This is a genomic window from Actinomyces sp. SKVG-SVH-4(1), from assembly GCF_048514265.1.
Taxonomy (GTDB): Bacteria; Actinomycetota; Actinomycetes; order Actinomycetales; family Actinomycetaceae; genus Actinomyces; species Actinomyces oris.
Window position 1 is genome coordinate 65,660 of sequence record NZ_JBGEVE010000008.1, and the last position, 13,028, is coordinate 78,687.

The 13,028-nt window shown below is 70.4% G+C and carries 8 protein-coding genes and 3 tRNA genes; 6 read left to right on the forward strand and 5 right to left on the reverse strand.

The window, feature by feature from the left end; genetic code table 11:
- Positions 1-28 precede the first annotated feature (28 nt).
- From AB7V09_RS08230 to AB7V09_RS08245, 4 genes are all read left to right on the forward strand, one after another.
- Positions 29-2,749 (forward strand): heavy metal translocating P-type ATPase, encoded by a 2,721-nt coding sequence (locus AB7V09_RS08230; RefSeq protein WP_419143453.1) that lies wholly within the window; start codon positions 29-31, stop codon positions 2,747-2,749.
- A gap of 368 nt (positions 2,750-3,117) precedes the next feature.
- Positions 3,118-4,494 carry a MalY/PatB family protein gene (locus AB7V09_RS08235; RefSeq protein ID WP_419143454.1) on the forward strand — a complete coding sequence of 459 codons (1,377 nt, stop codon included), beginning with the start codon at positions 3,118-3,120 and terminating at the stop codon, positions 4,492-4,494.
- 131 nt (positions 4,495-4,625) lie between these two features.
- Complete coding sequence (locus AB7V09_RS08240) at positions 4,626-5,834, forward strand: PLP-dependent transferase (RefSeq protein WP_009406757.1); 1,209 nt, start codon at positions 4,626-4,628, stop codon at positions 5,832-5,834.
- A gap of 114 nt (positions 5,835-5,948) precedes the next feature.
- Positions 5,949-7,802: an alpha/beta hydrolase gene (locus AB7V09_RS08245; RefSeq protein ID WP_419143455.1), complete on the forward strand. Its 1,854-nt coding sequence runs from the start codon at positions 5,949-5,951 to the stop codon at positions 7,800-7,802.
- Positions 7,803-7,890: 88 nt separating this feature from the next.
- Here AB7V09_RS08245 and AB7V09_RS08250 read toward each other — a convergent pair.
- The 3 genes from AB7V09_RS08250 to AB7V09_RS08260 form a co-directional block, all read right to left on the reverse strand.
- Positions 7,891-7,966, reverse strand: a tRNA-Arg gene (locus tag AB7V09_RS08250).
- A gap of 157 nt (positions 7,967-8,123) precedes the next feature.
- On the reverse strand, positions 8,124-9,440 hold the full coding sequence (locus AB7V09_RS08255) for a hypothetical protein (RefSeq protein ID WP_419143456.1): 1,317 nt from the start codon (positions 9,438-9,440) through the stop codon (positions 8,124-8,126).
- A gap of 209 nt (positions 9,441-9,649) precedes the next feature.
- Positions 9,650-9,739 (reverse strand) — tRNA-Ser (locus AB7V09_RS08260).
- Positions 9,740-9,991: 252 nt separating this feature from the next.
- Between AB7V09_RS08260 and AB7V09_RS08265 the strand changes: the two genes are divergently transcribed.
- On the forward strand, positions 9,992-10,702 hold the full coding sequence (locus AB7V09_RS08265) for a DNA alkylation repair protein (protein ID WP_419143457.1): 711 nt from the start codon (positions 9,992-9,994) through the stop codon (positions 10,700-10,702).
- A 102-nt stretch (positions 10,703-10,804) separates the two neighbouring features.
- Here AB7V09_RS08265 and AB7V09_RS08270 read toward each other — a convergent pair whose 3' ends face one another.
- Positions 10,805-11,788, reverse strand: a complete 984-nt coding sequence (locus AB7V09_RS08270; protein WP_419143458.1) for a helix-turn-helix transcriptional regulator — start codon at positions 11,786-11,788, stop codon at positions 10,805-10,807.
- A gap of 104 nt (positions 11,789-11,892) precedes the next feature.
- Here AB7V09_RS08270 and AB7V09_RS08275 point away from each other — a divergent pair, with 104 nt between their 5' ends.
- Positions 11,893-12,279, forward strand: coding sequence for a VOC family protein (locus AB7V09_RS08275; RefSeq protein WP_009406771.1), 387 nt, complete (start codon positions 11,893-11,895; stop codon positions 12,277-12,279).
- A gap of 635 nt (positions 12,280-12,914) precedes the next feature.
- Here the strand turns inward: AB7V09_RS08275 and AB7V09_RS08280 are convergent.
- Positions 12,915-13,003, reverse strand: a tRNA-Ser gene (locus tag AB7V09_RS08280).
- Positions 13,004-13,028: the final 25 nt, after the last annotated feature.

Below are 13,028 nucleotides of genomic sequence, written 5' to 3' on the forward strand. Positions count from 1 at the left end.
TGGACGACAACGGACACAGGAGGCTCCCATGAGTACGACCAGCCAGGAACTCGACGGGCAGCTGCGCACCGTCAACCTCTCCATCGGGGGCATGACCTGCGCCAGCTGCGTGGCCCGAGTGGAGAAGAAGCTGAACAAGCTCGACGGCGTGAGCGCCTCGGTCAACCTCGCCACTGAGTCGGCCCGCATCACCGCCCCGAGCGCGGTGAGCGTCGATGACCTCCTGGCCACGGTCGCCCGCGCCGGCTACACCGGCGCCCTGCTGGACACCGCCTCACCAGATGAGTCGGCGCAATCGGAGACGGCGCCGGCCGGGGAGCCCGCGTCGGCGACGTCGGCGGCACCGGCGTCAGGACCGTCCGTTCCCGGTTCGGCCGGGGGTGGACGCGGCGCCAAGGGCACAGGCGGCCGCGCGACGCTGTCCATGGCGGCCGCGGCGCCGGCCACGCGCCCCGGCGCCCTCGCCGGCACGAACGGCCCCGCCGGCACCTCCCCCCGCTCCGCCTCCGGGAGCGGCGCAAAGTCCCTGGGCGCCTCGCATATGGAGCGAGCCGCCGACCTGCGGCTGCGGCTCATCTACTGCCTCATCCTGTCGGTGCCGATCATGGCGATCTCCATGGTGCCGGCCCTCCAGCTGCCGGGCTGGCAGTGGACGGTGGCGCTCATGGCGCTGCCGGTGGCGGTCTGGGGGGCCTGGCCCTTCCACAAGGCGGCCTTCCGGGCGCTGCGCCACGGGGCCTTCACGATGGACACGCTCGTGTCCCTCGGGGTGATCGCCGCGACCGGCTGGAGCCTGTGGGCGCTGGTGCTCGGCGGGGCCGGGCACATCGGCATGCGGATGAGCATGGAGCTGCTGCCCCGCTCCCAGGGGCATGCCGCCCACATGTACTTCGAGTCGGCCGCCTGGGTGACCACCTTCCTCCTGGCGGGCCGCTACGCGGAGGCGCGTGCCAAGTACCGCTCCGGCGACGCACTGCGCGCCCTGCTGGAGCTGGGCGCCAAGGAGGTGACCCGAGTCGTCCTCACCTCGCCGTCGGGCAGCCGCGACGCCGTCGACGTCCTGGACGAGGACGGCTCGCCGCGCGCGGAGGCCACCCGCACCGAGGAGCGCATCAGTATTGAGGACCTGGCGGCCGGGGATCTGTTCCTCGTGCGGCCGGGTGAGAAGGTGGCCGCCGACGGCGTCGTCGTCGAGGGCCGCTCGGCCGTGGACGCCTCGCTGCTCACCGGGGAGTCCGTGCCCACCGAGGTCGAGGCTGGACAGACCGTCACCGGGGCGACCGTCAACACCTCCGGCGTCCTGCTGGTGCGGGCCACGGCCGTGGGCGAGGGGACGACGCTGGCGCGGATCGGCCGGATGGTGACGGCCGCGCAGGCGGGCAAGGCCCCCGTCCAGCGCCTGGCGGACCGGATCTCGGGGGTGTTCGTGCCCATCGTCCTGGCGCTGTCCGCCGCGACCCTGGCGGGGTGGCTGCTCACCGGGCACAGCCCGCAGGCGGCCTTCACCGCGGCGGTGGCCGTGCTCGTCATCGCCTGCCCCTGCGCGCTGGGGCTGGCCACGCCGACGGCGCTGCTGGTCGGTTCGGGCCGGGCCGCCCAGCTGGGCGTGGTCATCAAGGGCCCGGAGGTGCTGGAGTCGACGCGGGCGCTGGACACGATGGTCATGGACAAGACCGGCACCGTCACCCAGGGGCGCATGAGCCTGGACGTCGAGGCCTGCCGGGAAGTGGGCGCCGGCGCAGGTACCGGAGCTGCGGGCCTGGCCCCGCTCGGGGAGGAGGCGCTGCGCCTGGCGGGGGCGGTCGAGTCCGCCTCGGAGCACCCGGTGGCCACAGCCATCACGGCAGCCGCCCGCGAGCGATTGGGCGACCTGCCGACGCCGGCCGACTTCTCCAACCACGAGGGCCGGGGCGTCTCCGCCACCGTGGAGGGGCGCCGGGTCGCGGTGGGCCGGCCGGGCTGGCTCGCCGGCGAGATGGGCGCCGAGGTTCCCGAGGCGGTGCGCTCCGCCGTGGAGGAGGCCCAGGACTCCGGGGCGACCGCCGTCGTCCTGGCCGTGGGCGGGGCCGGTGAGGCCGCGAACCTTGAGACCGAGGCGCCTGACGGGGCCGCCGCGGACAGCACCGCTGACGCCTCCGCCGACGCCGGCGCGACGGCCCCTGATACGCAGCCACTGAAGGCCATGGCGGTTCTCGTGGTGCGGGACACGGTGCGGCCCTCCTCGCGGGAGGCGGTGGCGGCACTGCGCGAGCTGGGGATCCGGCCGGTGCTGCTGACCGGGGACAACACCCGGGCCGCTGAGCACGTGGCGGCCCAGGTGGGGATCGAGGCCGCCGACGTGCGCGCCGAGGTGCTGCCCGCCGACAAGCGCGACGTCGTCGCCGACCTGCAGGCCCAGGGCGCGGTGGTCGGCATGGTGGGTGACGGGGTCAACGACGCCGCCGCCCTGGCTCAGGCCGGCACGCAGGGCCTGGGCTTCGCCATGGGCTCGGGGGCGGACGTGGCCATTGAGGCCGCCGACATCACCCTGGTGCGCACGGACCTGGATGCGGTGGTGGCGGCGGTGCGGGTGTCGCGGGCGACCCTGCGGATCATCCGTCAGAACCTGTTCTGGGCCTTCGCCTACAACGTGGCCGCGATCCCGCTGGCGGCCGCCGGGCTGCTCAACCCGATGATCGCGGGGGCCGCCATGGCCGCCTCCAGCGTCATCGTGGTCACCAACTCCCTGCGCCTGCGCCGCGCCGGCTGATCGGTGGCTGGTGGCGGGGGCAACGCGTCGCCGGGTGGCGCCGGCGGCGGCGCTCCCGCTATGCTCACAGCCATGACGACTCTTTCGCCCCAGGCCCGCGCGATGATGGTGCGCACCCTTGGCGAGGGTCGAATGTGCATGCGCTGACAGCGCCAGCCGTCGCTGTCTGACACATAACGGTGAGAGTCCGAGCCGCCCGAGACCGGCTCGTCGCACTCCGCGGAGGCCCACCGCCCCCGTGTTCATCCCTCCAGTCACCCGCCACCTCGGCCGGCCCGCGCGCCGGCCACCCCTGAGCCCGACGCCGCAGCAGCGTCTTGCGCCCTCGCGCGTCACCGCCATCAGGGCACCCGAGAGGACCTCCTGTCATGCACACCCGCCTCACCCCCGTCTCCAGCTCCGCCGACTCCACTGACTCCGCCTGTCCGGCCCGCCCCGACCTCACAGCCCCCCACGCACCTGCCGCCTCCTCCCCCGCGGCCACCTTCTTCACCGCCCCCGCCGTCGACCCGGCCGTCTTCGACGCGGTCCCCGACCGCCGCGGCACGGCCAGCCTCAAGTGGGACTCCGCCGTCAAGCGCGGCCGCCCCGAGGACGTCCTGCCCCTGTGGGTGGCGGACATGGACCACGCCACCGCGCCGGCGGTCACCAGTGCCCTGCTGTGGCGCACCCGCCACGGCATCTTCGGCTACTCCGAGCCCGACGAGGCCTATCGGACGGCCCTGACCGGCTGGTTCTCCCGACGCTACGGCTGGCAGGTGGAGGCCGAGTGGAACACCGTGACCCCGGGCGTCGTGCCGGCTCTGGCCCTGGCGGTACGGGCCCTGACCGCACCGGGTGAGACGGTCCTCATCGAGGAGCCCGTCTACTACCCCTTCCGCGACGTCGTCGAGGTCAACGAGCGCACCGTGGCCGCCGTCCCCCTCGTGCGTGACGCCGACGGCGTCTACCGCCGCGACCTGGCCGCCCTGGAGGAGACCATCGAGGCGACCGGTGCGCGCCTGCTGCTCCTGTGCAATCCGCACAACCCGGTGGGCCGGGTCTGGAGCCGGGAGGAGCTCGCCGCGCTGGAGGAGGTCACGGCGCGCCACGGCGTCGTCGTCGTGGCCGATGAGATTCACGCGGACCTGGCCCTGCCGGGTTTCGCGACGACGCCCTTCGCCTCCCTGAGCGAGGCGGCCGCCGCCCACACGATCACCTGCACCTCGCCGTCGAAGTCCTTCAACCTCGCCGGTCTGCAGGTCGCCAACATCCTCATCTCCGATGCCCGCCTGCGCAGGGCCTTCCGCCGCGAGCTGGCCACCACCGGCTACTCCCAGCCCAATACCCTGGGCCTGACGGCCTGCCGGGCCGCCTACGAGAGCGGGGACGCCTGGCTGGACGCCCTGCGCGAGCACATCGCGGCCGCCCGGGCCCATGTCGAGGCGCGCCTGGAGCGGATCGAGGGGATCGAGGCCGCCCCCTGCGAGGGCACCTACCTGCTGTGGCTGGACTGCTCGGGATTCCTGAAGGCCGCCGGGCTCGAGCCCGAGCAGCTCGACGAGGTCATGCTCAACGAGGCCGGGCTCTGGCTCGACGACGGCCGGATCTTCGGGGCCGGCGGTGAGGGCTTCACCCGCATCAACGTCGCCTGCCCCCGCGCCACCCTCGACGCCGCCCTGGACCGGTTGGAGACGGCCGTCGCCGCCGTGACCGCCCGTGCCGCCGAACGGGCCGGGCAGGGACCCGCCGCCCTGTCCGCCTGAGCCGGCTCGCCCGGACCGCACCAAGGGTGCCGTCCCGCAGGCGTCCGGTCACCGGTCACCGGCCGCGCCGCCGTCGACCGTCAGTCATCATGTCTTCCCGCCGCTGCCCCGCCCATGAGGAGAAACCGCTCATGACCAGTCCGTCCGCGCCCCAGCCCACTGCTCAGACCGAGTGTTCCCAGCCGCCGGCCGCCCGCACCTTCCCCGTCCACCACCACCCGACGTCGTCGGCCCCGGACCCGCAGCTCCGCCTGGAGACGCTGCTGGTGCGCTCAGGCACCGGGACCGACCCGGCCACGGGTGCGATCACGACGCCGATCCACCTGTCGACCGCCTACGGCCACCCGGGCCTGGGCGAGTCGACGGGCTACGACTACACGCGCACGGCCAGCCCTACCCGAGACGTCCTCCAGGATGCCCTGGCCCGCCTGGAGGGCGGGACGGCGGCCTTCGCCCTGTCCTCGGGGATGGCGGCCCTGGAGCTGGTGACCCGCACGCTGGCGCCGCACGGCAGCCGGATCGTGGCGCTGCGGGACCTGTACGGCGGCTCCTTCCGCTTCCTGGAGGTCCTGGCCGAGGAGGGGGCGGCGCGCGTCGACTTCGTCCTGGGCCTGGAGGGGCTGCGCGGCGCCCTGGCCGACCCGGCCGACCTGGTCATCATCGAGACCCCCACGAACCCGATGATGGAGGAGATCTCCATCCCCGAGGCGGCCGAGCTGGCCCACGCCGCCGGGGCGAGGCTGGTCGTGGACAACACCTTCTACACCCCGGTGGTGCAGCGGCCCCTGGAGCTGGGGGCCGACGTCGTCGTCCACTCGGGCACGAAGTACCTGGGCGGGCACAACGACGTCATGGCGGGTGTGGCCGTGGTGGCCGACGACGCCCTGGCCGAGCGACTGAACTACCGGCTCAACACGACCGGGGCGACGCTGGGTCCCTTCGACTGCTTCCTGCTGCTGCGCGGGCTGAAGACCCTGGCACTGCGCATGGAGCGTCACGAGGCCAACGCCACCGCGATCGCACAGTTCCTGCGCTCGAGCCCCTACGTGACGCGGGTGCTCTACCCGGGGCACTCGGGCATGGTGAGCTTCGATCTGGCCGAGTCGGTGGACGTGGCCCGCTTCCTGGCCTCGGTGCGGGTGTTCACCTTCGCCGAGTCCCTGGGCGGCGTGGAGTCGCTGGTGACGTGCCCGTCGGTGCAGACGCACGCGGACGTTCCCGTTGAGGTGCGCGCCTCCTACGGGCTGACCGACCGGCTCATGCGCCTGAGCGTCGGCATCGAGCACGTCGACGACCTCATCGCGGACCTGGCCCAGGCCTTCGAGGCCGCCCACACCTGAGCGCAGGCTGAGCCGGAGCACTGAGGGCGGAGGGTGCAGGGTCGGGCTACCCCGACATCAATCAACCAGTCTTCCGTATGGTTCATATTCGACGAAGACATGAGAATCGTGGGCATGAGACACCTACGAACTTCCCCGCCATCGCGCGCCACCTCACGCCTGACCGTCCTCACCCTGCTCGGTACGCTCACCGCCTGCAGCATGCTCGCCACGAGTGTCACAGCCGTCGCGAGCCCGACCGCGCAGGGCTCCCAGCCGACCGGCGTCGTCCTGGACAACAGCACGAATGCCGCGAGTACCAGCCCGTCTCAGAGCACCAGCAGCAACAGCTCCAACGGTTCTTCGAAGGGCTCCGGTGGCTCTACCGGGGCCACCGGGTCCACCGGGGCGAAGGTCCCCAAGGGTCTGGAGTCCTTCTACCGTCAGAAACTCACCTGGACCGACTGCCCCGACGGCGCCACCGGCACCGCCTTCCAGTGCGCGACCGTGACCGTGCCCCTGGACTACGACCACCCGCAGGGCAAGACCATCACGGTGGCCCTCAAGAAGCTACCCTCGACCAGCCCCTCCCCTCGGGGCTCGGTCTTCCTCAACCCCGGAGGCCCCGGGGGAAGCGGCATCTCCCTCATCAATATCCACGCCGGGCTCTACAAGACCGGCGGCATGTCGGGAGTCCTGGCGAACTATGACGTCATCGGCTTCGACCCACGCGGCATCGGCCAGTCCACCCCCATCACCTGCTGGTCCCCCGAGGACGTTCAGGCGATTGTGGACGGGCGGGCCCAAGCACCCTCCCAGCTGACACCGGGCAGCGCCGGCGACATCGTCGCGAAGGGCTCGCGCGATGCCGCCACCTGCCAGAAGTACACGGAGGTCCCCGAGATCCTGGACCATATGGACACCCGTTCGGTGGCTCGCGACATGGATGTCATGCGTGCCCTGGTCGGAGACCAGGACCTCAACTACCTCGGGTACTCCTACGGCACCTACCTGGGAGCCGTGTACACCGAGCTCTTCCCGGACAACGTCGGGCGCGTCGTCCTGGACAGCGCCATGGACCCCACCCTGTCCCGGCAGGGGTCCTTCGAGGGCGATGCGGCAGCCGAGGAGCAGACGCTGCGCACCTACATCGAGTCTCAGCAGGGTCAGGCCGGATTCCCCCTGAACGGCTCGACCGATGAGGCCGTCACCCGGCTCGCCGCCTTCCTCGACGGCCTGGACGCCAATCCGCTGACCGTCTCCGACGGCGCAGACTCCCTGAACCGGGCCGAGGCCACCAATGCGATCAAGGAGCTCGTCGTCGCCTCACCCGATAAGTGGCCGCTGCTCAACGAGGGACTGACCCAGGCCATGAACGCGCACGACGGCACCGCTCTGATGAAGAATGCCGGGTTCCTCCCGGGCGAGGGAGGGCCGACGGCGACCGAGGCGCAGATCGTTGAGCATCTTCGGTCCGTGTACGGCTTCGCGGCCAACCGGTGCCTCGACTTCCCCGACACCGGGAACCAGGCGAGCTGGGATGCGGCACTGGCCTCCTACCGCCGCGACTACCCGGTCTTCCACAGCCTGGTGCCCCAGCACAACGCCTACTGCCACGGCTGGGGGCACACCGGTAAGACTGAGCCCGTCGACGTCGACGTCGACGCCACGAACCCGGTGCTCGTCGTCGGCATCCTGCACGACCCGGCCACCCCCTACCCATGGTCCAAGGCGCTGGTGTCGAGGCTCCGCAACAGTCATCTGCTGAGCGTCGACATGTACGGCCACGGCGCTACCGGCTTCAATGCCTGCGCGACCGCGAAGGTGAATGACTACTTCGTCAAGGGAGCGCTTCCCTCCGACGGCGAGGTCTGCGCGGCGAACCCGGAGCCCCGGGCCGAAGAGCGGGCTCCGGCTGGAGTTGGGACGCCGGCAGGAGTGGCAACACTGGCCGGAGTGGCTCGTCCGGTCGGATTGAGGGCCGGCTGACAGGCTGAGTGAGCCACGCCGTCGGGGCCGGGGAGTGCCAGACATGGAAAACACCCCGGCTCCGACTGTTCAGCCGATGACGGGGTGTTGGTGCGCCCGAAGGGATTCGAACCCCCAACCTTCTGATCCGTAGTCAGATGCTCTATCCGTTGAGCTACAGGCGCATGTCGTTGCCGACGGGAAGAACATTACTCAGCGTCCACCCAGGGGACAAATCCAATCCCCGTGAGGATGGGCACAGGGCCGGAGTCCCGCCGACGACGGGGCTCCGGCCCTGTGTGCTGTAACGGCTGCGGTGCTCACCTTCGAGCCGCTGGAGCTCTATCCGACGCTGGCGCCTCCAGCATTGATCGTCCAACCAAGCGCACCCAGCACGACGACGAGGAGGCCGCTCAGGACGGCACCGATGACCGCCCAGATGAGAGTGGCCTTGGCCCAGTTCCTCTTGCTGGCGGAGTGGCCGCCGCCGAAGACGAGCATCAGCAGCCAGACGAGGTTGACGACGGGGATGGCCATGAGGAACAGCGTCAGCATCCAGCTGCCCACGGAGTCCACGCGCTCGGAGTCCTCGGACCGCGCTGCTGCCAGCGCTCCGCCTTCCGCCGGCCGATCGAAGGGCGAGCCCGCTGCGGGAGGAACCATGTCGGAGAAGGATGGGGCCTGCCCGGCCGCGGCGTCGGAGGAGGGGGCCGAGCCCCACTGGGGCGCCGAGCTCTGCGACGGGAAGGCTGAGGAGGACGACGGCGCGGACTGGGCAACTGCCTGAGTCGCAGCGGGGACGAAGGCCTCCGTGGCCTGCTCGGCCTCAGCGCGCGCGGTCGCCGTGGGGAAGACCGAGGACATGCCGACCTCGCCATCCTGACGCCCACCACTGAAGGGGTGCGAGTGCGGGGCGGGCTGCTGGGCGAAGGGGTGCTGGTCCGACAGGCCCGCCGGCTGGGCCTGCGGCTGCTGACCCGGCCAGTGCGGGGTCTCCCGACTCGCCTCGGCGCCTGGAGCCGCACCGGCGACGGGGGCTGAGGATGTGCCCGGAGCCGAGGGGATCCCGGGGGCGGACTGGGCGAAGGGCGACGACGCGGGTGCGGCGCCGTCGGCAGCGGTGGACCCACCCCAGGCGGGCTGCGCCGGCGGGTTGTAGGGCGCCGGTTGGGCGGCCCCGCTCTGCTGAGCGAAGGGGCTGGCCTGAGCGTAGGGGTCAGCCGGTGCCGCACCGGGCTGAGCAGTACCGAGGCCGCCGCTGCCGGCCGAGTCGGACTGGCCGAACTGGGTCGACGGGTTGTAGGGCGCCGGTTGGGTGACCCCGCCCTGCTGGGCGTAGGGGTTGGCCTGGATGTAGGGATCAACGGGCGCTGCACCAGGCTGGGCGGCCGCCTGCGCACCTGTGGAGAAGGCGCGCGTCTGCTCCTCTGGGGGCGGCCCGGCGGGCAGGTCGGGCTGCGCCGGGCGCCACGATCCGGCCTGGGCGCCGGGAGCCGCACCAGGGACGGCACCGGGTGCCTGCCCCGGAGCCTGCTGCTCGGCGCGCGCGGCGTCGAGCATGTCCTGGTTGATGAGGACGGTCCGGGCGTTGAACTCGTCGCCCTGATCGGGGCGGGGCGAGCCGGAGGTCGGCGGCTGGGTTGCGTCGTGGTCAGACATGAGGTCCCTCTCAGTCGAGTACAGCATCACGCTATCCCGGATCCGCGCCGGAAGACACACAGGCACCCCGATCGGCCAGAGGCGAACGCCCTGACCGCCGGGCCGACTCGAGAGCCCGGCAATCCGTTGGGGAGTTGCGCGGCGGCCGCGACGAGCGCTCCGGCAACGACGAAGCCCCGGCGCGCTGCTGCACACCGGGGCTCTCGCTGTGGCGGAGATGGGGAGATTCGAACTCCCGAGGGGCTTCCACCCCAACCTCCTTAGCAGGGAGGCGCACTAGGCCACTATGCGACATCTCCATCGCCTTCCCACGGCTCCGCCGCAGGACGCACGGGCAGCCTACCGGGAGGATGCCGCGTGAGCAAACCGCCGAAGACACGGTGCGGGCGCCTCAAGGCGAGGCAACGCGGCCGCCGACTGCGTAGGTGTCCTGGAGCCCTCGTTCACGGCCCGGGGCCGCGGATTTCCAGGCCCCGCGTGCCTGCGCCACCCGGGTCCATAATGTCGATGAATGTCTGTGGAAGTACGTCGTGAGGCGAGGAGGAGCGAGGATGGCGGAGAGCGGGCAGACGGATGCGCGGGTCGCGGAGTTCATCACCGATCTGCGTCAGGCCCTGGCGGAGGCGGGCGACCCTGCCCGCGCCGAGCAGCAGCGGGCGTACCTGAAGTCCGAGATGGCAATGTACGGCGTCGGGGTCCCGGACACGCGGCGCCTCGCGCAACGGATCGCCGCCGCCCACAGCGACGTGTGGACTGAGGCCGCCACCTGGGAGGCGGCACTGCGGCGCCTGTGGGATGGGGCGGTTCGCCGCGAGGAGCGCTATGCGGCGCTGGCCGTCATCCGCGCCAAGCTCTCCGCTTCGCATGCCGGACGCATGGAGTCCTTGGTGCTCTACGAGCACTTTCTGCGCACGGGGCAGTGGTGGGATCTGGTCGATGAGACCTCCCACGCCGTCGGGCTGGTGGTGCGTGAGCATCCGGCTGCGGCGGCCCGCATGCGCGTGTGGGCCACCGACCCGGACATGTGGGTGCGGCGCAGCGCCATCCTCTGCCAGCTCCAGCACAAGGCCGACACGGACCTCGACCTGCTCACCAATGTCATCGAGGTCAACCAGGAGGACCCGGAGTTCTTCATCCGCAAGGCCATCGGCTGGGCGCTGCGCGACTACGCACGCACGGACGGCGACTGGGTGCGCGCCTTCGTCCAGGCGCATCCGGCCCTGTCCCCACTCAGCCGACGAGAGGCCCTCAAGCGCCTGTGATGGCTGGGGCGACCTCCGGCGGGGCATGCGGCGGGCCGCGCAGTGCTCTGCCGCTCCTCGCCGTCGGGGCACGTGCGAGCGTGCTGCCTCAGCCGCACGCCATCAGTTCCCATCGGCACGGTACCGCTCACGCATGCGGTCCACGTAGTCGAGGAGGTCCTGTCGCAGGCGCTTGGGGGTGATGACGCAGGCATCCGGACCGAGTCGAAGCAGAATCGTCATGGCATGCAGGTGATCCATGAATTCCAGCTGGAGACAGGTCCATCCATCATCTCCGGAAGGTTCGCCATCTGCATCGGTCGTCGCTGCGCGCAACGTCCACTCCTGCACATCACTCCAACGCTCGTCCCGCACCCAGACAGTGGCTGTGATCGCCTCGAACCTTTCAAGAAACTCCTCACGCTGTTTCCGCCATGCCGCGGCCATATCGAAGCCGGAGTCGTCAACACACTCCTCAGCGAGTACATCAGCCTCTTCGATCCGAGAGAGCCTGGTGAAGCGAACCTCGGTGCCGTGTGAGGCGCACAGGTACCAGCTGCGACCAGCGGCAACTATTCCGTGCGGATCGACGACTTCCTGCGTCGTCGTCCTCGACTTGTGACGGAAGACCATACGCAGTCGATGGCGCGTCAAGACCGCTTCCTGAACAGCTTGGAAGACGGCGTCGGCCCGCTCGCTCTCGGGAAGGGGAAGCCACCCTTGAGGATCGACCACGACGCGCGAGGCAATGCCAATGGACCGGCTTCGATGGCTGTCGGGCACGGCGGCGAGCAGTTTGCGAGACGCGGAGGCGAGAGCGTCGCCAAGGCCCAGTGGCGCAGCACCCCAGCTGGTGAGACCTGCGAAGAGAGCCCGGCTCTCCTCACGGTTCAGTCCCGTCACATCAATGCGAAAGCCGGGGTCGATTCTCACTCCCCCATGAGGTCCTCGCTCGCACCATACGGGCACGCCCGCAGCCGACAGCGCCTCAACGTCCCGCAGCACGGTGCGCCGTGAGACCTCCAGCCGCTGAGCCAGATCCGAGGCGGACAGACGACCATGCGTACGCAGCAGCCAGATCATGGACAGCAAGCGGTCAGCACGCACCGGCTCATCCTCGCACATACGTGACACAAGGTGGCACCAATGGTCTCTAACCTCGACGCCGTCCGCCCACCTCGTATACCCATGAGAGTCTCAGGAGCATCGCCATGACGACCTTCGTTCCCAACAGCGTCATCCTCTACGTCTCCGACGTCGAGGCGAGTACCACCTTCTACAGCCGGATTCTCGGTCATGAACCGATCAAGACCTATCCAGGATTCAGCGTCTTCGCATTGTCCGACGACGTCACTCTCGGCCTGCAGGCAGCCGACGAGATTGAACCCACTGCCGAGCCATACGTAGGCGGGACCGAACTGAGTCTCAGCAACGTCGAGCGTGCCGACGTCGATCGTCTTCACGCGCAATGGAAGAAGCTGGGCATTCCGATGGTTCTGGAGCCGACCGTCCTCGAATTCGGCTACACCTTTGTGGCAACAGACCCCGATGGGCACCGCCTGCGCGTGTGCGCCACTGATACCTCGAGCTTCGTCTGACTCGAGACCCTCGGCACCCTGCCCGTCACCAGGTGCAGGCCTCGATGCATCTCGGCAGTACCCCAGCACCCAGTTCACGATGACGTAGGTCGGCAAGAAAATGGGCAGGCGGACGTCTGCCTTCGCCTAACCGATCATCATCGAACCGCGGAATATGACCTCAAGGTAGTCACGCTGGGCCTGATCGGGGACGTGCGTCGCCGACGAGGACTGCGCTTTCCTCCAGATGACTGGGGCGCGACCTCAGTCATCTGGAGGAAAAGTAAGTTCCGGACGCACAACGCAGTCCCCGATTCAGTCAGGCGGCCTCCCCTGCTCCCGCCAAAGCCGACCAGGACCAGCACAGTCCCATGAAGCCAGGGGGGCCGACGACGCCGCAGTCCCCACATCCTCCACGGGCGCAGTCGGTCACGTCTCGGCCGGCTACTCCACGATCCTCGGGCAGTACTGGCCGGGGGTTGTGCGTACTGCACGAACCCCCGCACCCCACGGAGTACACCCACCCCTCGTCCAGTAGCTCCCGACCCTCGGGCAGTGCGCCAGGACGAGGCCGGAAACCACCCGGGTGACCGCATCCGATCACGAACAAACCCCCGGCAGCGTTACAGCTACCGAGGGTTCGAATAAGCGGGATATGGCGGAGAGGGAGGGATTCGAACCCCCGGTGCGCCAGGCGCACAGCGGTTTTCAAGACCGCCACATTCGGCCGCTCTGTCACCTCTCCATGCCGCACCCACCGGGCGCGACAG